This is a genomic window from Agromyces sp. Y182, assembly GCF_059445385.1.
The window spans coordinates 2,586,765-2,608,464 of the sequence record NZ_JCAIUF010000001.1 but is presented as its reverse complement, the minus strand read 5'-3'; the positions used below and the strand labels follow the sequence as shown (position 1 = coordinate 2,608,464).

General features: G+C 68.4%; 21 protein-coding genes. 8 read left to right on the top strand and 13 right to left on the bottom strand.

Annotated features, from left to right (window positions below):
* Positions 1-96 precede the first annotated feature (96 nt).
* The gene (locus AC1C2R_RS11975; protein ID WP_495352715.1) at positions 97-459 is read right to left on the bottom strand and encodes a TFIIB-type zinc ribbon-containing protein; all 363 of its coding nucleotides are present in this window, start codon (positions 457-459) and stop codon (positions 97-99) included.
* A gap of 159 nt (positions 460-618) precedes the next feature.
* Here AC1C2R_RS11975 and nhaA point away from each other — a divergent pair, with 159 nt between their 5' ends.
* Complete coding sequence (gene nhaA, locus AC1C2R_RS11970; protein ID WP_495352714.1) at positions 619-2,511, top strand: Na+/H+ antiporter NhaA; 1,893 nt, start codon at positions 619-621, stop codon at positions 2,509-2,511.
* Positions 2,512-2,678: 167 nt separating this feature from the next.
* Here nhaA and AC1C2R_RS11965 read toward each other — a convergent pair whose 3' ends face one another.
* Positions 2,679-2,885: a cold-shock protein gene (locus AC1C2R_RS11965; protein WP_022893778.1), complete on the bottom strand. Its 207-nt coding sequence runs from the start codon at positions 2,883-2,885 to the stop codon at positions 2,679-2,681.
* Between the two features lie 141 nt (positions 2,886-3,026).
* Positions 3,027-4,094, bottom strand: a complete 1,068-nt coding sequence (locus tag AC1C2R_RS11960; protein ID WP_495380403.1) for a fatty acid desaturase family protein — start codon at positions 4,092-4,094, stop codon at positions 3,027-3,029.
* A 167-nt stretch (positions 4,095-4,261) separates the two neighbouring features.
* On the opposite strand from AC1C2R_RS11960, the gene AC1C2R_RS11955 reads away from it, so the two are divergent.
* Entirely contained in the window at positions 4,262-5,110 is an 849-nt protein-coding gene (locus tag AC1C2R_RS11955) for an NAD-dependent epimerase/dehydratase family protein (protein WP_495380074.1), read from the top strand.
* Between the two features lie 87 nt (positions 5,111-5,197).
* On the opposite strand, the gene AC1C2R_RS11950 is transcribed toward AC1C2R_RS11955, so the two are convergent.
* Positions 5,198-5,401 carry a cold-shock protein gene (locus AC1C2R_RS11950; RefSeq protein WP_129520071.1) on the bottom strand — a complete coding sequence of 68 codons (204 nt, stop codon included), beginning with the start codon at positions 5,399-5,401 and terminating at the stop codon, positions 5,198-5,200.
* A 365-nt stretch (positions 5,402-5,766) separates the two neighbouring features.
* Here AC1C2R_RS11950 and AC1C2R_RS11945 point away from each other — a divergent pair, with 365 nt between their 5' ends.
* The 3 genes from AC1C2R_RS11945 (at position 5,767) to AC1C2R_RS11935 (ending at position 8,073) form a co-directional block, all read left to right on the top strand.
* Positions 5,767-6,339, top strand: a complete 573-nt coding sequence (locus AC1C2R_RS11945; RefSeq protein WP_495380073.1) for a VanZ family protein — start codon at positions 5,767-5,769, stop codon at positions 6,337-6,339.
* 62 nt (positions 6,340-6,401) lie between these two features.
* Positions 6,402-7,244, top strand: coding sequence for a sulfite exporter TauE/SafE family protein (locus AC1C2R_RS11940; protein ID WP_495380072.1), 843 nt, complete (start codon positions 6,402-6,404; stop codon positions 7,242-7,244).
* The gene (locus tag AC1C2R_RS11935; RefSeq protein ID WP_495380071.1) at positions 7,234-8,073 is read left to right on the top strand and encodes an NINE protein; all 840 of its coding nucleotides are present in this window, start codon (positions 7,234-7,236) and stop codon (positions 8,071-8,073) included. The genes AC1C2R_RS11940 and AC1C2R_RS11935 overlap by 11 nt, the downstream gene beginning before the upstream one ends.
* Positions 8,074-8,084: 11 nt before the next feature.
* Here AC1C2R_RS11935 and AC1C2R_RS11930 read toward each other — a convergent pair whose 3' ends face one another.
* Complete coding sequence (locus tag AC1C2R_RS11930; protein ID WP_495380070.1) at positions 8,085-9,335, bottom strand: RNA polymerase sigma factor; 1,251 nt, start codon at positions 9,333-9,335, stop codon at positions 8,085-8,087.
* Positions 9,332-9,706: a YciI family protein gene (locus AC1C2R_RS11925; protein WP_495352704.1), complete on the bottom strand. Its 375-nt coding sequence runs from the start codon at positions 9,704-9,706 to the stop codon at positions 9,332-9,334. The genes AC1C2R_RS11930 and AC1C2R_RS11925 overlap by 4 nt, the downstream gene beginning before the upstream one ends.
* Positions 9,707-9,864: 158 nt before the next feature.
* On the opposite strand from AC1C2R_RS11925, the gene AC1C2R_RS11920 reads away from it, so the two are divergent.
* Positions 9,865-10,992 (top strand): carboxylate-amine ligase, encoded by a 1,128-nt coding sequence (locus AC1C2R_RS11920; RefSeq protein WP_495380069.1) that lies wholly within the window; start codon positions 9,865-9,867, stop codon positions 10,990-10,992.
* Positions 10,993-11,026: 34 nt separating this feature from the next.
* Here the strand turns inward: AC1C2R_RS11920 and AC1C2R_RS11915 are convergent, their stop codons facing one another.
* The 4 genes from AC1C2R_RS11915 to AC1C2R_RS11900 form a co-directional block, all read right to left on the bottom strand.
* Positions 11,027-11,923 (bottom strand): MurR/RpiR family transcriptional regulator, encoded by an 897-nt coding sequence (locus AC1C2R_RS11915; RefSeq protein ID WP_495380068.1) that lies wholly within the window; start codon positions 11,921-11,923, stop codon positions 11,027-11,029.
* A gap of 205 nt (positions 11,924-12,128) precedes the next feature.
* Positions 12,129-12,959: a carbohydrate ABC transporter permease gene (locus AC1C2R_RS11910; protein WP_495352701.1), complete on the bottom strand. Its 831-nt coding sequence runs from the start codon at positions 12,957-12,959 to the stop codon at positions 12,129-12,131.
* Entirely contained in the window at positions 12,956-13,951 is a 996-nt protein-coding gene (locus AC1C2R_RS11905; protein ID WP_495352700.1) for a carbohydrate ABC transporter permease, read from the bottom strand. Before AC1C2R_RS11905 ends, AC1C2R_RS11910 begins: the two co-directional genes overlap by 4 nt.
* 28 nt (positions 13,952-13,979) lie before the next feature.
* The gene (locus AC1C2R_RS11900) at positions 13,980-15,281 is read right to left on the bottom strand and encodes a sugar ABC transporter substrate-binding protein (protein ID WP_495380067.1); all 1,302 of its coding nucleotides are present in this window, start codon (positions 15,279-15,281) and stop codon (positions 13,980-13,982) included.
* Between the two features lie 106 nt (positions 15,282-15,387).
* On the opposite strand from AC1C2R_RS11900, the gene AC1C2R_RS11895 reads away from it, so the two are divergent.
* Positions 15,388-16,410, top strand: a complete 1,023-nt coding sequence (locus AC1C2R_RS11895) for an N-acetylglucosamine kinase (RefSeq protein WP_495380066.1) — start codon at positions 15,388-15,390, stop codon at positions 16,408-16,410.
* Positions 16,411-16,427: 17 nt separating this feature from the next.
* Here the strand turns inward: AC1C2R_RS11895 and AC1C2R_RS11890 are convergent, their stop codons facing one another.
* The 3 genes from AC1C2R_RS11890 to AC1C2R_RS11880 form a co-directional block, all read right to left on the bottom strand.
* On the bottom strand, positions 16,428-16,979 hold the full coding sequence (locus AC1C2R_RS11890) for a PKD domain-containing protein (RefSeq protein ID WP_495380065.1): 552 nt from the start codon (positions 16,977-16,979) through the stop codon (positions 16,428-16,430).
* 284 nt (positions 16,980-17,263) lie between these two features.
* Entirely contained in the window at positions 17,264-17,845 is a 582-nt protein-coding gene (locus AC1C2R_RS11885; RefSeq protein ID WP_495380064.1) for a hypothetical protein, read from the bottom strand.
* A 124-nt stretch (positions 17,846-17,969) separates the two neighbouring features.
* Positions 17,970-19,661 carry an acyl-CoA dehydrogenase family protein gene (locus tag AC1C2R_RS11880; RefSeq protein WP_495380063.1) on the bottom strand — a complete coding sequence of 564 codons (1,692 nt, stop codon included), beginning with the start codon at positions 19,659-19,661 and terminating at the stop codon, positions 17,970-17,972.
* A gap of 301 nt (positions 19,662-19,962) precedes the next feature.
* Here AC1C2R_RS11880 and AC1C2R_RS11875 point away from each other — a divergent pair, with 301 nt between their 5' ends.
* On the top strand, positions 19,963-21,696 hold the full coding sequence (locus AC1C2R_RS11875) for an ABC transporter ATP-binding protein (RefSeq protein ID WP_495352694.1): 1,734 nt from the start codon (positions 19,963-19,965) through the stop codon (positions 21,694-21,696).
* Positions 21,697-21,700 lie beyond the last annotated feature (4 nt).

The following is a 21,700-nucleotide window of genomic DNA, read 5'->3' as shown; positions in this document are numbered from 1 at the left end:
AACTCCGCGTTTCGGGAGGAGATCGACCGCTCGGGATGAGTGCCGCGCGAGCAGTCGCCCTCCTGATCCTGGCATCTCCTCCCGCGGGGCGAACGATCAGTCGAAGAGCTCGGAGAGCCAGCTCTCCTTCTTCTTCTTGCGGGGGTAGCCCTGGTCGCCGTACCCTCGGTTCTCGTTGCGACGGTCGTCGTTGCGACGGTTGTCGTAGGGCTGCTGGTAGGCCTGCTGCCCGTAGGCGGGAGCCGGCGGCTGCACGGGAGTGGCGGGCGCGGCGGCAGGAGGGGCGGGGGCGGCAGGTGCGGCCTGCGCCGGCGCCGAGAACTCGCGGGCGCCGCGTTCGATGATCTTGTCGAGCTCGCCCCGGTCGAGCCACACACCGCGACACGTCGGGCAGTAGTCGATCTCGATGCCGCTGCGCTCACTCATCACGAGCACGGTTCCGTCACTGGGGCACTGCATGGGGGCTCCTCCTTCGGGGCCGACCGGGACAGGTCGGGGCTGTTCGGGTCTCTTCGACGTCGTCGAGCCTAGAGATCGAACCTTTGAGGACACCCAACCCGATGACCCCCGATGACCATACGCTTGTTGCACGCCTGAACGCCGAGGAGGATGCTCGCCATGACTAATCTGACCATCATCGAGCGGTCTCCGGATCCAGAAGACGCCGTCACCCAGTCTCGTACCCGTCGCTCCATCGCCGATCACATCCGTGCGACGGGGCAGAGCCGGATCAGCGCCCTCCTGCTCCTGATCGCGACGGTGGCCGCGATCATCTGGGCGAATGTCGCGGCCGGGTCGTACGAAAGCTTCTGGGAAACCCACCTGTCTGTCGGCGTGGGCGACATCCAGCTCGATTTCACGCTGCACGCCCTGGTCAACGACGCGCTGATGGCGATCTTCTTCTTCACCGTCGGGCTCGAGGTGCGGCGGGAGTTCGCGATCGGCGAGCTCACGAGCTGGTCGCGGGCGATGGTGCCAGTGGTGGCTGCGATCGCCGGCCTCGTCGTTCCGGCGCTGCTGTTCGTGCTCATCGCCGCGGGGTCCGGCCATGAGCATGCGTGGGGAATCGTGATCTCGACGGACACGGCCTTCCTCATCGGCGCGCTCGCCCTCATCGGGCCGCGCGCGCCCGGCCGGCTGAGAGTCTTCCTGTTGGCGCTCGCGGTCGTCGATGACATCGGAGCGCTCAGCATCATCGCCTTCGTCTACACGGAGGACTTCAACCCGTTCCCCCTCATCGTGGCGGCCGTCGGCCTCGCCGGGGTGTACTTCACCCGGTACCTGCCCTCCGGCCGGGGACCGGTCTACGCGACCCTGGCGATCATCGTGTGGTTGTCGTTCCTCGCATCGGGCGTGCACCCGACGCTCGCGGGCGTCGCCATCGCGCTGCTGGTGCCGGTCTATCGCCCCGACCGGCGAGACGTCGAACACGCGCTCGACCTCGCACGCACGTTCCGGCAGTCGCCGAACACGGAGTACGCCCGAGCGGCCGCGAACAGCCTGCGCGAATCCATCTCGATCAATGAACGGCTGCAGTCCGCGTACGCGCCGTACGTCGCCTACGTGATCCTCCCGCTCTTCGCCCTCGCCAACGCCGGCGTGCAGATCAGTCCCGAGATCCTGGCCGGTGCCGCCGGCTCATCACTCACGTGGGGTATCATCGCCGGCCTCGTCTTGGGCAAACTCCTCGGCGTCTTCGGCTCGACGGCCCTGCTGCGGCTGCTGCGCCTCGGGCAATTCGGCGCCGGTCTCACCATGGATCGCATCGCGGGCGGGGCCGCGCTCTGCGGAATCGGCTTCACGATCTCGCTCTTCATCGTCGATCTCGCCATCGACGACCCCGCAGCGCAGAACGAGGCCCGCGTCGGCGTGCTCGCGGCGTCGGTCATCGCGTTCCTCATCGGTACCGTGATCTTCCGCATCTCGGATGCCGGCCGGCCGAACCAAGACGTCGGTCAGACGCTCGCGCGCCCCGTCGATCCCGATCGCGACCACATCTTCGGCGCGGTAGACGCACCGTTCACGATCGTCGAGTACGGCGACTTCCAATGCGGCTTCTGCCTGAAGGCCTCGGGGTCGATCCAGGAGGTGCACGAGGAGCTCGGCGACCGGCTCCGCTACATCTGGCGTCATGCACCGCTCACGCAGTTCCATCCGAACGCACTGGCCGGCGCCGAGGCGGCCGAGGCCGCGTCGTTGCAGGGCAAGTTCTTCGAGTTCGAGCGCGGCCTCTTCGCCGATCAGGAGCACCAGCTACCCTCCGACATCATTCGGCTGGCGGGCGAGCTCGGGCTCGACGTCGAGCAGTTCGAGGCGGACCTGACGTCGCCAAGGGTGACCGGGCGCGTGCGCGACGACATGCTCGATGCCGAGGCGATGGGCATCACTGCTGTGCCGACGCTCTTCGTCAACGGACGACGCCACGTCGGCCCGTACGACGCTCGGTCGCTGATTCGCGCGCTCGAGGAGACCGCCGGAGGAACGGCGCCGATCGCCCCATCGGCGGGATAGTACTCGGGCGGTCCTGCGCCGCAAGTGCGCAGGGGCCGGTAAATGCACAGAGCGGATGCCGCGGCGCACGCCTCACGAAGAGGCGGCTGCCGCGACATCCGCTCGTCGACCAGGTTTCAATGCACTCGATGAGTGCGCCGGATCCCGGTCAAAAGGGATGCGAGAACTTACGAAATGACCGTGATGTTCTCAGCCTGCAGACCCTTGGGGCCGCGGGCGGTCTCGAATTCGACCTTCTGGTTCTCCTCGAGCGAGCGGTAGCCGCCCGATGCGATCGCGCTGAAGTGCGCGAAGACGTCGGCGCTGCCGTCGTCAGGAGCGATGAAGCCGAAGCCCTTGTCGGCGTTGAACCACTTGACGGTTCCGGTTGCCATGTTATTTCCTTCTGTATTAAGCCGAGCTGCCGAAGCTGCTGCGACGTGCATGGCCGGAGGCCATGCGGGGTTCCGACGGCGACGTCCGCCGACGGAAGTGTGTGGTGCGGGTTTCGCGAAGCTCAACCAGCATGTATTCGATCAGATCCGTCGGAATTGGTTCACCATCGGACAGTCGAAGGGGTCGCGCGCCGAGAGGCCGACGCGATTGAGATATTGAATCACGATACCGTACGACTTGACGAGTGTCGTCTCGGTATAGGGCACGTCGAGCGTGCGGCAGTGTTCGCGCACGATCTCACGGGCCTTGGCGAGGTGCGGCCGCGGCATATTCGGGAACAGGTGGTGTTCGACCTGGTAGTTGAGCCCGCCGAGGAGGGCGCTCGCCCAGAGACCGCCCGAGACGTTGCGCGAGGTCAGCACCTGCTTCGAGAAGAAGTCGAGCTTCACGTCGGCCGGGATGATCGGCATGCCCTTGTGGTTCGGCGCGAACGAGGCGCCCATGTAGACGCCGAAGACCGCGAGCTGCACGCCGAGGAAGGCGAAGGCCATGCCGAGCGGCAGCACCCAGAAGATCGCGCCGAGGTACACCGTGAAGCGCACCGCGATGAGGCTCAACTCGATCCAGCGACCCTTGACGGGGCCGCGCTCGAACAGCGTGGCGATCGAACGGTAGTGCAGGTTCAGCCCCTCGAGAGTGAGCAGCGGGAAGAAGAGGTACCCCTGCTTGCGCGTGACGAGAGCGAGCAGCCCCCGCTGCTTCGCGGCATCCGTCTCGGTGAATGAGATCGTGTCGAAGTCGATGTCGGGGTCTTTGCCCACCTTGTTGGGGTTGGCGTGGTGACGCGTGTGCTTCGTCATCCACCAGGAGTAGCTGATGCCGACGACGCCGGCGGCGAGGATTCGGCCGACCCGGTCGTTGTTCGGGCCCGACTCGAGCACCTGGCGGTGGGATGCCTCGTGGGCGAGGAACGCGAACTGCGTGAAGATCAGGCCGAGCGCACCTGCGATCAGCAGTTGGAACCACGAGTCGCCCAGCAGGATGAAGCCGGTGATCGCGCCGCCGAGAGCGAGCGTGAGCAATGAGACGAGTGCGAGGTAGAACCAGCGGGCGCGGTTCAGAAGGCCGGACTCACGAACGACCCGAGAGAGAGCGGTATAGCTCCGCGTGACATCCGCGGAACCGGTGCGGGGCTTCGTTGCCCGAATCGCACCGAGAGCTTCGGTGTGAGAGATGTGTCTTCGTCCCGACTGGTAATCGACTTCCCAGCCGTTTCACGCGGGTAACCACCCGCTGCAGATGTCAAAAGTGTACCGCAGCCGCATGGGAAGGCGCTGGGAGATCTCGGAGCGCCGGCCGGTGTCACACTGGATGCATGCGCATCGTCGTCACCGGGGGGTCCGGCAAGCTCGGCCGCACCGTCGTCCACACGCTTCGCGAAGAGGGCAACGAGGTCGTGAACCTCGACCGCTTCGGCGAGCGCGGCAGTTACACGCAGGTCGATCTCACCGACTACGGCCAGGTGATCGACGCGATCGCCGGCGTCGACGACCGCCACACCGGCGTCGATGCGATCGTGCACCTCGCCGCGATTCCGGCACCGGGCCTCGCGAGCGACGTGGCGACGTTCCACAACAACATGCTCTCGACGTTCAACGTCTTCCAGTCGGCGCGCCGACTCGGCACCCCCCGCATCGTCTTCGCGTCGAGCGAGACGGTGCTGGGGCTCCCGTTCGACGTGCCGCCGCCGTACATTCCCCTCGACGAGGAGTACCCCGCCCGCCCCGAGAGCACCTACTCGCTCGTCAAGCACCTCGAGGAACAGCTCGCGATCGAACTCGTGCGGTGGAACCCAGAGCTCTCGATCACCGCCCTGCGCTTCTCGAACGTCATGGACCCCGCCGACTACGCGGCGTTCGGCTCATTCGACCAGGATGCCGCGCTGCGCAAGTGGAACCTCTGGGGTTACGTCGACGGCCGCGACGGCGCACAGGCCGTGAGCCGCGCGCTCGCGAACGCGGAGCCCGGCTTCGATCGGTTCATCATCGCCGCGGCCGACACGGTCATGTCGCGGCCGAACGCGGAACTCGTGGCCGAAGTGTTCCCCGGCGTGCCGCTGCACGGCGAGCTCGGCGTCAACGACACGATGCTCTCCATCGACAAGGCACGTCGACTGCTCGGCTACGAGCCGCGGCATTCGTGGCGCGACCAGATCTCGGAGTGAGAACGGCGAAGCTCTCGGAGTGAGAACGGCGAACGCCGCCGCAGCACATGAGTGCTGCGGCGGCGTTCTCGTGGTGCCTGTGCCGGCTCAGAGCCCGCGGATGTTCTCCGCCTGCAGACCCTTCGGGCCCTGCGCGACCTCGAACTCAACCTTCTGGCCCTCTTCGAGCGAACGGTAGCCGTTGCCCGTGATGGCACTGAAGTGCGCGAAGACGTCGGCCGAGCCGTCGTCGGGAGCGATGAAGCCGAAGCCCTTTTCGGCGTTGAACCACTTGACGGTTCCGGTTGCCATACTGCTGTCCTTCTGTCGTCTGGGCCGCTGAGTGCGAACCCGATGCGATCGACGGTCGATCGCTGCCCCGCACGGCGGGTTGCCGACGGAGCGGGGGCGAGGGGCGGGTGTGCGCGGAGGCTACCGCCGTCTCGTATCGGGTCATGCCACGCGGATCGGTCCGCCTCCGGGCAATCAGGTGGAGGCACGGGCGAGCGCCCGCTTGATGGAGGAATCAGTGAACAAAACCCTATCGGGCGATGTTCAGCTTCACACGCTACGCGACCGAATCGTGACCTGGAAGACCTCTGCCGATTTTCTTCACAATGGGCAGACACTCGGCAAGATACCAGCGGGGCGGCATCCAAAAGGTGGAGAATCATGGGATGAACCGCCGCCCCCTCGGTCTCGTCGCTGCTGCCTACGCAGCGGTCGTGCTCTGGGTGACCATCGGCCCGGCACCGTGGCGCACCGCGAGCAATCAGGTCGACGGCGGCATCCTGAACCCCGATGCGTGGACGGCGCCCGTTACCTGGACGACCGGGTACCTCGCGGAGATCGCCTTCAACGTGGCGCTCTTCGTTCCGGTCGGGGTGTTGGCGGCGCTGCTGATTCCCAGGCGGCGCTGGCCCCTCGCGCTGCTCGCGGGCTTCAGCTTCACGGCCGTCATCGAACTCGTGCAGGTTCCGGAGCTCGACCGCGTCTCCGATCCGCGCGACCTCGTGATGAACACGGCGGGCGCGATGCTCGGCGTGCTGCTCGTGCTCGTCGCCCGCGGCGTGCGGCGAGCCGGCATCGTGGCCGACACCATGCTCAGGGTCGATGTGGATGTCGATGCGGTGAGGGATGTCGCAGGCGCGGTGGAACCCGCCTCGGCGCACCCTGCCGCCGACTCGAGCGAGATCGTTCCGCTGCCCGAGCCGGCGTTGGTCGCGACGCAGTCCAATCGCGCGGCATGACGCGCGTCGCTCGATCGACGATCCGCCGCTGAGGCGCCCGCCTCCGCCAGTACAGTAGGCGGGTGACTTCGCCCGTGACGCCCGCATCCGCGGCTTCCGGCGACCGACGCGCGTCGTGGCTGCGGCTCGCCCTGATCGGCGCGGTCGGCGGGTTGCTCTCTGGTGCGTTCGGGGTCGGCGGGGGCCTGCTGATGGTGCCGCTCCTCGTGACCTTCGCGGGCATGGACCAGCGCCGCGCCTCGGCCACATCGCTCGCGGCGATCGTGCCGACGGCGATCGCCGGATCGATCACCTACTTCGCAGCCGGCGAGGTCGATGTGGTTCCGGCGATCTTCGTCGCGGCGGGCGGCATCGTCGGATCCTGGCTCGGTGCGCTGCTGCTGCGCCGCGTACCCCTCGGCTGGCTGCGCTGGATGTTCATCGCGCTGCTCGTCGTCGTCGCCGTGCGCATGCTGCTCGTCGTACCCGCACGTGCCGCCGCACATCTCGAACTCGACGCGCTCACGATCATCGGCATGGTCTGCCTCGGCCTCGTCATCGGCGTCGTCTCCGGGCTCTTCGGCATCGGCGGCGGGCTCGTCATGGTGCCGGCGTTCATCCTCTTCTTCGGCATGAGCGACCTCGTCGCCAAGGGCACCTCGCTCGCCGTGATGATCCCCACGGCGATCAGCGGCACCATCACCAGCACTCGCGGCGGGGTCGTCGATCTTCGCGCCGGCGCCATCGCCGGTATCGCGGCGACAGTGGCATCCTTCGGAGGCGTCGCGCTTGCGCACCTCCTGTCGCCCGAGTGGTCGACGTGGCTGTTCGCGGCGCTCGTGGTGATCGCAGCTGTGCAGCTCACGGTGCGGGCCGTACGGTTGCAGAAGAAGGAGCAGAAAGAGAGGAGCGAACGTGACGTTTGAGCCTGAGTCCGTGCCTGAGCTGCGGCGTGCCGCCGGTTGGTACGACGACGAAGCGGATGCCGCGCTGCTGCGCTATTGGGACGGCGCGGGCTGGTCTCCGCATACGGCGCCGAGACCGGCGGATGCCGCTTCGGACCCGTTGCCCGCGCAGGCTGCCCCCGCAGTGGCGTCTGCACCGGCGTTGCCGCCCGCGCAGGCTGCCCCCGCGGTCGCGCCTGCACCGGCGTGGCCGTTCGCGCCGCCCGCTGCACCGTCGCTCGAGTCCGCGCCCGCTCCGAGGTACGACGACATCGACGAGTCGACGACGGCCCGCCCCAACGCTGCGCTGCCGTTCCCTCCTCCGCAGTCGCCGCCGCCGTCGCCCGGCCAGCTGGCAGCGACCCCTGCCGCTGAGTTCCCCTCGTACACTCTGCCTGCACCGCCGAGTTCCGCGATCGAGGAGCAGACGACCGCGCCGCTCCCGCCGGGCTACGCCCCAGCCGCGGCATCCGAACCCCCATTCTCGTACGAGCCGTACCGCTCGGCCGGCCGCACCTTCGTCGCGACGTGGCTGTTCGCCCTGTTGCTCGGATTCTGGGGCGCCGACCGCTTCTACCTCGGCAAGTACGGAACCGCGATCGCGAAGCTGCTCACCCTCGGCGGGCTCGGGGTCTGGGTGCTCGTCGACCTGCTGCTCGTGCTCACCGGCGCGCAGCGTGATCGCGACGACCGTGCACTCGAGGGGTACGAGGAGCACAAGCGGGTCGCGTGGATCGTGACCGGTGCGCTCGTGGCGCTCTCGCTGCTGACGAGCATCGTGTGGGGCATCGTGGGCCTGCTCGTGCGCTGACCGACCGCCGCTCAGCGCGGCGCGCGCAACCGTTCGGCCTTCGCCGCGAGGTAGCGCTGTTCCGGGCCGTTGAGGGTGCGGCGCGCGGCCTCGGCGAACGCGAGCGAAGCGGCATCCGTCGCCCCTGCCCGCTCGAGCAGGTGCGCACGCACCGCCCACGTGCGATGGTGCTGGGCGAGCGCAGCGCCGCCACTCGACGCCTCTGAGGCCTCGGATGCCTCGAGGGCGTCGAGGCCTGATGCCGGCCCCTCGACCATGGCGAGTGCCACGATGCGACCGAGGGTGACCATGGGGCCCGGCGCGAGGCGTTCGAGCAGGTCGTAGAGTCCCAGGATCTCGATCCAGTCGGTGTCGTCGGTCGAGGCCGCCTCGTCGTGCACGGCGGTGATCGCCGCCTGCAGTTGGTACGGGCCGATCGGGGCGCGGTCGAGCACCTCGGTGATGAGGGCGACGCCCGCGCCGACCATGCGGCGGTCCCAGCGCGAGCGGTCCTGCTCGTCGAGCGGCACGAGCGCGCCCGCCGCGTCGGTGCGTGCTGGCCGACGAGCCTCGGTGAGGAGCATGAGGGCGAGGAGCCCGGTCGTCTCCCCCGAGGCGTCGGGCGCCGAGCCCAGCAGTTGCCTCGTGAGGCGGATCGCCTCGGCCGAGAGATCCACGCGCGCAAGTTCGTCGCCAGAGCTCGCGGTGTGCCCCTCGGTGAAGATCAGGTAGAGCACCTGGCGCAGGGCGGCGAGCCGCACATCGAGGGCGGCCGGCTGCGGCATCCGGAAGCCCTCGCCGCTCGACCTGATGCGCGACTTCGCCCGTGAGATTCGCTGCGCGACCGTCGCTTCGGGCACCAGCAGGGCGCGAGCGATCTCGGCCGTCGTGAGGCCGCCGACGGCCCGCAGGGTGAGCGCGAGCTGCGCCGGGCGACCGAGCGCCGGGTGACAGCAGAGCAGGAACAACGTGAGCGTGTCGTCGACCGCGGACACGGGCGACGGCGTCGGCTCGAGCTCGACGACGCGCGACTCGCGGCGGCGGCGTGCGACATCCGCTCGCACCTCGTCGATGTAGCGCCGCGAGGCGACCCGCACGAGCCACGCACGGGGGCTATCGGGCACGCCATCTCGCGGCCATTGATCGGATGCCGCGATGAGCGCCTCCTGCACGGCGTCTTCGCAGGCCGCGAAGTCGCCGTAGCGCCGCACGAGCACCGCGAGCGCCGACGGTGCGGCGGCCCGCAGCGCCCGGACGGCGTCGGCCTCGGGCAAGCGCGTCACACGTCGGGGCCCGAGGCCATCTCGAGCACCGGCCGCACCTCGATGAGCCCGAACTGCGCCTCGGGGAAGCGCGCCGCGATCTCGACGGCTCGCGCCTCGCTCTCGCAGTCGACGAGGTAGAAGCCGGCGAGCAGCTCCTTCGTCTCGGCGAACGGCCCGTCACTCGCGACCGTGCCGTTGTCGTCGTGCGTGACGCGTTTGGCGAGAGAGATGTCGGCGAGCGCCTCGCTCGCCACGAACTCCCCGCTCGCCGCGAGCTCCTCGCTGATGCGCTGGTAGTAGACGTACCCATCGGCCTGCTGCTCAGGGGTGAACTCGCTCCACACGGCGCGAGACGCTGGGTTGCTGTAGATCTGGATCAGGTACTTCATCGGAATCGCTCCTTCGATCTGGGGAGTCAGAACCGCGCTCCCACCAGTATGTCGAGGCTGCGGTGCGATTCTCGACCGCTGCAAGCGCCACCCGATTCGGGGGTTGACACCATCGTCGGAGGTGACGAGAGTTCGAACATCGCTCGGGGGAGGCCGCGATGGGTGAGAAACCGACGACGTTCGGCATCGAGGAGGAGTTCGTCTTCCTCGACCCCGAGACATTGCGCCCGGCGGATGTCGCGGCCGGCGCGTTCCGCAGCCTCGCCGCGCAACCCCACTGGGAGCCGGTGACCCATCACGAGTTCCTCGCCGCACAGGTCGAGCACGCCTCGGTGGTGTTCACCTCGATGGCCGATGCGCAGGCCGCGCTCGTCGGGTTCCGTCGGGAGCTCACGACGGAGGCGGTTCGGCTCGGCTCGGTCGTCGCGAGCGTCGGGGTGCCGCCGGATGCGCTGCCGTTCCCGACCGTCACCGACCTGCCCCGGTACCTCCGCATCGCCGACGACATGGGCGACGTCATCGCCGACCACCAGATCCAGGGCTTGCACGTGCACGTCGGCATCCCCGACCACGAAGCGGGCGTGCGCGCACTGAACGCGTCGCGCAACTGGCTGCCGCTCTTCTCCGCGTTGACCGGCAACTCGCCGATCTGGCGCGGGCACGACACCGGGTACGAGAGCTGGCGCAATGTCGCCCAGCGGCGGTGGACGACCACCGGATGCCCGCCGGTCTTCCGTGACGGCGCCGACTACGACCGGCGACTCGAGCGACTCATCGGCATCGGCGGCATGAAGGACCGGGCGATCATCATGTGGAACAGCCGGCTCTCCCCGAAACTGCCGACGATCGAGATCCGCGTCGCCGACGCACAGCTCGAGGCGTGGTCATCGGTACTCCTCGCTTCGCTCTGCCGCGCGCTCGTCGTGTCCGTCGTCGACGACGACCTGGCGTGGGCGCACGCCGTGCAACCGACCGCGGAATCGGCGCCCGGTCCGGAGCTGCTGAACGCCGCACTGCTGCACTCCGCGCACACCGGCATCAGCGCAGAGGTGCTCGACCCGGTGCTCGGAGAACTGCGTCCGGCCGAGGAGACGCTGGAGCGGAGCATCCGATTGCTGCAACCGGCGCTCGAAGCGGCCGGCGACCTGGAGTTGGTGCGGGAGGGCGTCGCGAGGCTGCTGCGCGAGGGCACGGGCGCGGCTCGACAGCGAGCCGCGTTCGGGGAGCGCGGCAACGCAGGCCTGCGCGAGTTGTACGAGGAGACGTTCAGTCGCACGGAGCTCTGAGCGTCACGTCGGCGAGAGCGGAGTGCGATGAGCCCTACTCGCCGTTGACCGTGCGCTTGCGCCTGGTGGCGAGACGGTGGCTCTCGGTGACCTCGTGCGTGCGGCGCAACGGCGTCGCCACCTCATCGTGCCTTCGCTGCGCGACCCGCACGAAGAGGAAGTCGACGAGCGCGAGCTGGGCGATGCGACTCGACATCGCGCCCATGCGGTAGCTCGACTCGCGGGCGCGGGTGATGAGCACGAGATCGGCGAGCTCTGCGATCGGCGACTCCGGCGAATTGGTGATCGCCACGATCGTCGCGCCTGCATCACGGGCAGCGGAGAGAGCGTGACTCGTCTCGGTGGTGAGTCCCGAGTGCGAGATGCCGATCGCGACATCCGTCGGCTTCCGGAGCGCGGCCGAGACGAGCGCGAGGTGGATGTCGACGGAGCAGAACGCCGAGATGCCGATGCGGGTGAGCTTCTGCTGCAGGTCCTGCGCGGTGAGGCCGCTCGCGCCGAATCCATAGATGTCGACGTGCCCCGCCGCGTCGATCGCCTCGACCACCCCGTCGAGCACCTCGGTGTCGAGGCCCGCGACCGTCTCCTCGATGGCGAGCACTTCGTGGAACGCGATCTTCGCGACCACGTCGTCGGCCGAGTCATCCGGATTGATGTCGGAATCGGCGAGACCGAACCGGTCGCGCTCGGCGGCCTCACGGCTCACCGCGCTCGCGACCTCCATGCGGAATTCGCGATACCCGCTGTAGCCGACGGTCTGGCAGAAGCGCGCCACGGTCGACAGTGAGGTTCCGCAGACTCGGGCGAGGTCGTTGATCGTGAGCTCGACGACGAGCGTCGGATCGGCGATGATCGCCTCGGCGACGCGCGCCTCCGACGAGCTGAGGCGCGGCAGTGCTGCTCGCACGGCGGTGAGCACGTTCGCCGACATCACTGGGTCCCCGGTTCCTGCTGAGAAAACGCGCCCGCGTCCGCGGCCTGCATTCCATCCTCGGGGACGCCGCCCGGTCGTGCGAGGCGGCCGGCTACCCCAGTTCTGGTCACCGTGGCGGGGCTTCTGGTCACCGTGGCGGGCGTTCTGGTCGCCGTGGCGGGCGTTCTGGTCGCCGTGGCGGGTCGAGGAGGCGCGCCCACGCCTACCCCTTGACGGCGCCGGCGACGAGGCCCGACGAGAGGCGACGCTGCACGATGATGAAGAAGATCATGACCGGCAGGGTGATGAGCGTCGATGCGGCCATGATGTAGCCCCATTCGTTGGAGTGCAGGCCGAAGAACGACTTCAGGCCGATCGCGACCGTGTAGTTCTCCGTCGCCCCGCCGAGCAGGGTCATCGCGAAGATGAACTCGTTCCACGCCGTGATGAAGGAGAAGACGCTCGTTGCGACGAGGCCAGGCATCACGAGCGGCAGCATGACCGAACGGAACATGCGCCACCAGCTCGCGCCGTCGATGTAGGCGGCCTCCTCGAGCTCGACCGGCACGGCGGCGACGAAGCCGCGCAGCATCCAGATGCCGAACGGCAGCGAGAGCGCCACGTAGACGACCATCAGGCCGAGCAGCGTGTTCAGCAGGCCGAGGTCGCGCACCTGCACGAACAGCGGGATCACGAGTGCTTCGAGCGGCACCATCTGCACGACGAGGATCATGAGCAGCATTGCCGTGCGGAACTTGAACTTGAACCGGGCGACCGCGACCGAGGCGAGCAGTGCCACGATCGCACTCGCGAGCACGGTGACGACCGCCACGAGCGCCGAGTTGCGGAGGAAGACGTCGAAGCCGCCCTCGCTCAGCACGTAGGTGAAGTTGTCCCACGTGAACTCCTTGGGCACGAGCGACTGGCCGCCGCTCGACGCCTGCGCGTCGAACGCGCTCGAGACCATCCAGTACACCGGGAAGAGGGTGAAGAGCAGCAACGCGACGACGGCGATGATCTTGCCGATGTTGCGTGCGGGGGAACGCCGTCTCACAGCTGTTCCTCCTTGAAGAGTGTGCGGATGTAGACGACCGTGATGGCCAGCAGCACGATCGTGAGCAGCACCGCGAGCGCCGCGCCGAAGCCGTAGCGGTTCTGCCCGAACGACTCGACGTACGACCAGACGCCGAGGTTGAGCACCGAGCGGTTCGAGCCCGCACCGCCCGGCATCAGGTAGACCTGCGCGAACACCTTGAAGTCCCAGATGGTCGACAGGATGATGACGACCGAGAAGACGGGCTTCAGCGTCGGGAAGATGATCTTCCAGAACCGTCGCCACGCGCCGGCGCCGTCCATCTCGGCGGCCTCGAGCATCTCTTTCGGCACGCCGAGCAGGCCCGCGAGAATCGTGATCGCCACGAACGGGAAGCCGTGGTGGATGACGTTCAAGAGCACGATGCCGTAGAACGACCACTGGTTCGTGAACCAGTTGTACGGCTCGTCCATGAGGCCCAGCGCCATGAGCGTCGAGTTGACGACGCCCTTATCGGCGTCGAAGATCCAGACCCACACGTAGGTGCCGGTGACCGCGGGCATCGCCCAGGCGATCATGATGGCGCTCGCGACGACGGTGCGCCACAAGGTGCCGAGCGAGGCGAGCAGCAGGGCGACGAGCGTGCCGACGATGACGGTACCTGCGACGGATGCCACGGCGAAGCCCAGCGTGTTCGGCAGCACGACCGACCAGAGGGTCGGATTGGTGAACGCCTCGACGTAGTTGTCGAGGCCGATGAAGTTGGACTTGCCGCTGACGATCTCGCGCAGGCCGTAGTCCTGCAGCGAGAAGAGCACGACGCGGATGAGCGGCCACAGCATGAGGCCGCCGAGGATGATGAGCGCGGGCGCGAGGAGCACCCACGGACGGGCTTTCGCCCAGGTCAGGAAGCGGCGGCCGCGGGGGTCGCGGCCACCGTGGCCGCCGGCCACGGATGCGGACGCCGGAGCGCCCTCACCCGTGACCGACAGCGTTGGTGCGAGGTTCGACAAAACAGGTGCCTCGGTTGTTCCGGTCGCCTCAGTTGCCGTTCATGATGGTGTCCATCTCGGCAGCGGCATCCTCCGTCGCCTGCTCGACGGTCTTCTGACCGCTGAGGATGGCCTGCATCATGGTGTTCGTCGTCTGCTTGGCCTGCACCGCACCGAAGGTCGGGGTGACGGGCACGGATGCGCCGCCCTCGACCATCTGCTGGGCGAAGGGCTGCACGAGCGGGTCGGTCGAGGCGAGCGCGTCGTCCATGAGCGACTCGAGGCCCGGGAAGTATCCGGTCGAGTCGGCCCACTCGGCGGCGAACTCGCCCGTGGTCATGAGCTCGACGAAGGCGTATGCGAGTTCCTGGTTCTTCGAGGTGTTGAAGACCGACAGGTGCGAGCCGCCGAGCACCGACGGCGAGATGCCGTCTTCCTGACCGGGGATGACCGCTGCCGCGATCTTGCCTTCGAGGTCGGGAGCCTTCTCGACGAGCGCCTTCGGGGTCCACGAGCCGGAGAGCATCATGGCGACGCTGCCCTGCGTGAAGGCGTCGCGCGCGTCGGTCTCCTTCCACGTGGTCGCGCCGGCCGAGGAGAAGCCGTGCTTCAGTGCGAGGTCGGTGTAGAACTGGATGCCCTCCTGGGACTCCTTGCTCGCAAGGCCCGAGGTCCACTCGTCGCCGTCGAGCTCGGAGACCTCGCCGCCGGCGCCCCAGACCCACGGGTACACACCGAACTCGGCGTTGCCGGGAACCGCGAATGCGAGCATCTCGGGGTGAGCCGCCTTGATGGCCTCGCCGGCCGAGACGATCTCGTCCCAGCTGGTCGGCGCCTCGAGGCCGAGCTCGTCGAAGATGTCGGCGCGATAGACGATCGAGCGCACGCCGGCGTACCACGGCATGCCGTAGAGGTCGCCGTCGTAGGTGCCGGCGACCTCGAGGCCATCGACGAGGTCGTCTTGCAGGCCGTCTTCGGCGGCGACGAATTCGGTGAGCGGGGCGAGCGCGCCGGCGTCGGCGAACTCAGCGGTCCACGTGGTGCCGGTCTCGGCGACGTCGGGGGTGGTGCCGCCCGCGATCGACGTGACGAAGCGGTCGTGGGCATCGGCCCACTGCACGTACTCGACCTCGAGGGTCGCACCGGTCTCTTCGGTGAATGCCTCGCCGACCTTCTCGAAGAAGGGCTCGGAGTCGGGGTTCGTGCCCTCCATGATCCAGACGGTGAGGGTCTCGCCCTTCGCGTCGATCGGGCCGTCGTCGGCGGCGGGCGTCTCGCCGCTCGAGCAGGCTGCCAGCGCGAGCATGGCGGTGATGCCGAGTGCCGCGACCGGGAGGAAGCGCTTGTTCATAGGGGTGTCTCCTCGTTGAAACGTTGGTGGCACTCGCGCGCCGACCGGGAATATGAAACGGACGATGAACCTGAAACAGAACTCACTCTGGAAGTAGTATTCGGGAATGGTGGCCGGTTTGCAAGAAACTTCCGAACGTTCGGAATGGGTCCTCGGTGTCGACATCGGCGGCACCGGGAGCAGGGCTGCGCTCGAGCCGGCGGCGGCCACCACCGGTGCCGGTTCCAGCGGTGCAATCGGCAGTGCTGCCGGCGCCGAACGACGCCTGCTCGAGGGGCCGCCGGTCGCGATCACGCCGAGTGGCAGCACGGCGCTCGCAGTCGCCGGTTCGCTCATCGAGCGGGCTCGCGAAGAGTGGCCGGATGCCTCGATCACCGCGGTCGGAATCGGTGCCACCGGTCTCGCCTCCCTCGTCGCTTCGCCCGCCACATCGGTCGCAGCGTTGCGCGATGCCACCGGCGGAGCGCAGATCGCACTCGCCATCGATGCGTTGACCGCCCATCTCGGTGCGCTCGGCGGCCGCCCGGGCGCGGTCGTCGCCGTGGGCACCGGCGCGATCGCGATCGGCACCGACCTGCACGAGGTGTGGCGGCGGGTCGGCGGCTGGGGCCACCTGTACGACGACCGCGGTTCGGGCGCGTGGATCGGCATCGAGGGCCTGAAGGCGGCGATCCAGACCCATGACGGTGTGATGACGGATGCCGCGGCGCTCCTCTCCGCGGCCGAGTCGCGCTTCGGTCCGGCGCCGGGTTGGCCCGCGCAGCTCTACACGCGCGACGACCGCGGCTCGGTGCTCGCGGGCTTCGCAGCGGATGTCGCCGGCCTCGCCTCGGTCGGCGACGCAGCGTCGACCCGCATCATGTCGGATGCCGGTGCGCTCGTCGCCGGCACCCTCGCCGCCGCACTCGACCCCGCGCTGGCCGAACCGCGGCTCGCCGCCGGCACCGGTGGCGTGTTCGCCGCGGGCGGGGCATTCATCTCGGCGTTCGAGGCGGAATTCGCCCGTCTCGCGCCGGACGCCTCCCTCGTGCCGGCAGTCGGCGGACCGCTCGACGGCGCCGTGCAGCTGGCACGACTCGTGGCTCGAGGCGAGGTGCCGGCGGGGCATCCGCCGTTCCTCTGGCGCTGAGCGGCTTCGTGCCGGGCTCAGCAGCCGGGGCCGGCAGGGTTGGTGTTGCAGTCGCCTTGGGTCAGGACGGTGTCGAATCGGCCGACGAGGACGCGTTGGGGGTCTCCGGTGGCGGTCAGGGTGCCGGAGATGGTCTGCCAACCGGATCCGGCGAACCGGTATTCGGCGCGCAGCACGACGTCGAGGGCGACGGTGTACTCGCCGGACTCGGCGAAGACGTGACTCGTGCCGGTCTGGGTGAACTCGCGTTGACCGAGTTGTGCCCATGTCGCACCCGGTGCGGCGTTCTCGACGGTGCCGCCGTCGCTGTGGGACCACCGGTATCCGACCGGTGTGAAGCGCACATCGGCGGGCTGGCCGAGTAGGGTGCCGGGCACGATCTGCACGGATGCTCCGGCGACGAAGTTCGCCGGAAGGTCTTCGACCGCCCAGCCCCCCGGTTCCATGCCGTTGCCCGGCTTCGCCGGCACGAACGACGCGATATCACGCAGCGTGACCGTGACGCCCGGGGTGGGAGCGGCCGGCTCTGGCTCTGGTGTCGCCGCCGGTGGTACCGCGCAGATCTCCACGTTCAGTGGACTGCAGTTCTCCGGCGGCGGCGGTGCCGGCTCAGACTCGTGGAAGATCGGATCCACGTCGCCTACCACAACGTCGTCAGGATGGACCGGTTCAGCGCCTGGAGGTGTCGAAGGCCGCGAGTCGTTGACGATGCCCGCGAGATCCACGTGCTCCTCACCCGTCGAACCCGACACATTAGCTGGGCAACCGATCAATCCCACCGCCGGGCTACAGGCGCTGGCAGAGCTGACGCCAAGAGTCACCGCTGCCAGAGCACCAACCGTGATGCCAACCGCTAACAGAAGTCGTCGCCCGGCCACAGCTCAACTCCATCAACAAGCAGCTCGTCGCTTTCGCCATCGGCTCGCAGAGATGCGACGAGAGCCGTACGATCCTGACGGTCAGCAGGCGTGACATCAACACCGGTCGCGTCGATGACCCGTACGCCGGATACATCACGACAGACATACAACGTGACGCTCGTGCCGAGATCGTCTTGTGCATGCTCGGCCAGTTTGAACGAGTCGAGAGTCGTGGAGCCAACTGACACGAGTCCCAGTTCCCGATACTGAGCGAACTCGTCCAAAAGCTCGGTCGCATAGGCGGGCGTAACGATGACCTCGATCCGCTCCGGCTCTGATCCGCCGTCGGTAGTGATGACTTGAGAAGTCGACTCGAATGCCGTGTACGCCTCGACGGCGGCGGCGAGGGCCTCCTCGTCGGAGGCGAAGATCGGCTCGGCGGCATCCGGTGACGCGGTCGGCGTCGGTGCCGGGTCGCCGGTGCACCCGCTCAAGAGGAACGCGATCACCCCGACCGCGGCGAGCGCGGGAAGTGCGCTTCGCCGGCGTGGCGGTCGAGTTCGGGAGAGGCGCATGGCGAATACCCTAGGCGAGCCGACCGTCTGCTCGCCGGGTTATCCACAGTCACACGCACACGCACACACGCACGCCGCCGCACTCGGACGCACGCGCCGCTCCGTCAGCCGCGCTCAGCCGCGCTCAGGCGCGCGCGAGGAGCGCCGCCACATCGACCCCGCGCGGCAGCACCCCGTACTGCCCGCCGCCCTCGCCGCCGAGGCGAGCACGAACGAACGCGTCGGCGACCGAACCCGGCGCGTACCGCAGCATGAGCGACGCCTGCAGCACCAACGCGAGCCGCTCGGTCAGTTCACGCGCACGAGCCGCGGCAGTCGCGACATCCGTCATGGCAAGCTCGCGCACGAGCGTGTGCACCCCGGCGAGCGCAGCATCGAACGCCGGCGACTCGCCCGCCGCCGACCCGACCTCGGCGAAGAACGCCTCGAACGCCTCGGGTTCGCGCGCGAGCACGCGCAGCACGTCGAGCGCGATGACGTTGCCCGAGCCCTCCCAGATCGCGAGCAACGGCTGCTCGCGATAGCGACGTGCGAGCGGGAACGCCTCGGTGTATCCGTTGCCGCCGAGGCACTCGAGCGCTTCGGCGGCATGGCCAGGACCGCGCTTGCAGATCCAGTACTTCGAGACCGCGGTCGCCAGGCGACGGAACGCCTGCTCCGCACCGCCGCTCGAATCAGGCGCCGTCGCGTCGTCGTCATATGCTCGCGCGAGCCGCATCGACGTGAGCGTGGCCGCTTCCGACTCGAGCGCGAGGTCGGCGACGACCGACGCCATCGCGGGCTGGTCGACGAGCAGCGACCCGAACGCCGTGCGATGCCGCACATGCCAGGCCGCCTCGGCGACCGACTGGCGCATTCCGGCCGCCGAACCGATCACGCAATCGAGCCGGGTGCGCGTCACCATCTGCACGATCGTCGCGATGCCGCGACCCTCTTCCCCGACGAGCCATCCGGTCGTTTCATCGAGCTCGATCTCGGCCGACGCGTTCGAACGGTTGCCGAGCTTGTCCTTCAACCGCTCGATGCGGAACACGTTCCGCGATGCATCGGGCAGCACCCGCGGCACGAAGAAGCAGCTCAGCCCGTGCGGCGCCTGCGCGAGCACGAAGAACGCATCGCTCATCGGCGCGCTGCAGAACCACTTGTGGCCGGTCAGGCCGTACTCGCCGCCCCAGCTCGCGCCCGCGCCATCCGCGCCACCGCCGCCGCGCCGCTCGGCCCGAGTCGTGTTCGCGCGCACGTCGGATCCGCCCTGCTTCTCGGTCATCGCCATGCCCACGAGCGCCGAGGTCTTCGCCGGCGCACCTGCGCCGCCGAGGGCCGGGTCGTACGAGCGGCTCAGCAGCCGCGGCATCCACTCGTCGCGAAGGCCGGATGCCGCGAGCTCGAGTGTCGGAACCGCCGCATGCGTCATCGACACCGGGCAGGCATGGCCGGGCTCGACCTGCGCGAAGAGGAAGAACGCCGCCGCCCGGTCGACGTTCGCGCCCGGCCCGGGATCCGCCGCAGCACTCGTGTGCGCGCCCGCACCCACGGCCGCCGCGACCACCCGGTGATACGCGTCGTCGTACTCGACCTCGTCGATGCGCCGACCCCAACGGTCGTGCGTCTGCAGCACCGGCGGGTGCGTGTTCGCGCGCTCCGCATCTCGCTGGAACGCGGGCGAGCCGACGAGCGCGCCCACGTCGTGCAATACGGCCGCGGCTCCGTCGCGACCCCATCGCGCGACCGAATCGACGAGCGGCCGGTCGGCGGCGTACTCGTCGACAGCTTCGCGCGGCGGCACCTGGTTCTCGACCTCGTGCGTGTTGATCATCAAGACCTCCGCCGCCCATTCTCGCCGTTCGGCGGCCGTGCGTCGAAGCGCCGTTCGAAGCGCTGGTCGAAGCGCTGGTCGCCACGGATTTCGCCCTCGGTGAACGCGGGCGACAGATCGCCGATGGCGCTTGCGTCTCGTCACGCGCCATGTGAGGCTAAAACGCTGCAATGTCGTACGGGGGTGCGATCCTGCAGATCGAGCGAGGGGCATGGGTGCCCTGGCTGGTGCTGTGCGCGCACGAACGCGCCGCGGCAGGCGGTGTCCGCTCGGTTCACTGACTCCTCGCGATGGAGACGCAATGCTCGGAAAAATCCTCGTCCGCTACCTCAAACCCTACAAATGGCTGCTCCTCGGTGTGCTGGTGTTCCAGTTCATCTCCGCCTTGGCGAGCCTCTACCTGCCGAGCCTGAACGCCGACATCATCGACAAGGGTGTCTCGACAGGCGATACCGCGTACATCTGGTCGACCGGCACCTTCATGCTCGCGATCTCGCTCGCACAGATCATCGCGGCGATCGTCGCCACCTACTTCGCGGCGAAGGCTGCGATGCGCCTCGGTCGCGACATCCGCAACGACGTGTTCGACAAGGTCAGTGCGTTCTCCGAGCGCGAAGTGTCGCAGTTCGGCCCCGGCTCCCTCATCACCCGCAACACGAACGATGTGCAGCAGGTGCAGATGCTCGCCATGACCGGCGCGACGATGCTCGTGAGCGCGCCGCTGCTCGCGATCGGCGGCATCATCATGGCACTGCGTCAAGACCTCGGCCTCAGCTGGCTGATCTGGAGCGCGGTGCTCGTGATCGTCGCTGTCGCCGTCTTCGTGATCAGCCGCATGGTGCCGCTGTTCCGCAGCTTCCAGACCAAGCTCGATGCAGTGAACCGGGTGCTGCGCGAGCAGCTCACCGGCATCCGCGTCGTGCGGGCGTTCGTGCGCGAGAACATCGAAGAAGAGCGCTTCCGCGGAGCGAACACCGAGATCATGATCGTCGGCCGTCGTGTGGGCACGCTCTTCATCACGCTGTTCCCGTTCTTCATGCTCGTGCTCAACATCACCGTCATCGGCGTGATCTGGTTCGGCGCGATCGAGGTCGATGCGGGAAACGTGCAGATCGGCACGCTCTTCGCGTTCATGCAGTACGTCGGCATCATCCTCGGCGGCGTGCTCATGGCCGCCTTCACGACGATCATGATTCCGCGCGCCGCGGTGTCGGGCGAGCGCATCGGCGAGGTGCTTGCGAGCGAATCGACCCTCACTCGGCCCGCCGTGCCGGTGACGCAGTTCCCCGAGACGGGCTCGGTGGAGTACCGCGATGTCGAGTTCGCCTACCCGGGCGCTCAGCACCCCGTGCTCGAAGGCATTTCGTTCCGCGCCGATCGGGGTGAGACCGTGGCGATCGTCGGCTCGACCGGTGCGGGCAAGACGACGCTCGTCTCGCTCATCCCGCGGCTCTTCGACGCGACCGGGGGCTCGGTGCTCGTCAACGGCGTCGACGTGCGCGAGGCCGACCTCGACCGGCTGTGGACGACGATCGGCCTCGTGCCGCAGCGTCCCTTCCTGTTCGCCGGCACCGTCGCATCCAACTTGCGATTCGGTCGTGAAGAGGCCACCGACGAAGAGCTCTGGAAGGCCCTCGAGATCGCGCAGGGTCGCGACTTCGTCGCCGAGATGGAGGGCGGCCTGAACGCCCGCATCGCGCAGGGCGGCACGAACGTCTCGGGCGGGCAGCGCCAGCGGCTCGCGATCGCGCGGGCGATCGTGCACATCCCCGACATCCTCGTCTTCGACGACTCGTTCTCGGCACTCGACCTCACGACCGATGCGAGATTGCGGCAAGCGCTCTGGCGGGAGCTGCCAGAGGTGACGAAGATCGTCGTCGCGCAGCGCGTGTCGACGATCACCGACGCCGACCGCATCATCGTGCTCGACGACGGTGGCATGGTCGGCATCGGCACGCACGACGAACTCCTCGAAACGTGCGAGACCTACCGTCAAATCGTCGAATCGCAGCTCGGAGTGGAGGCACAGGCATGAGCAC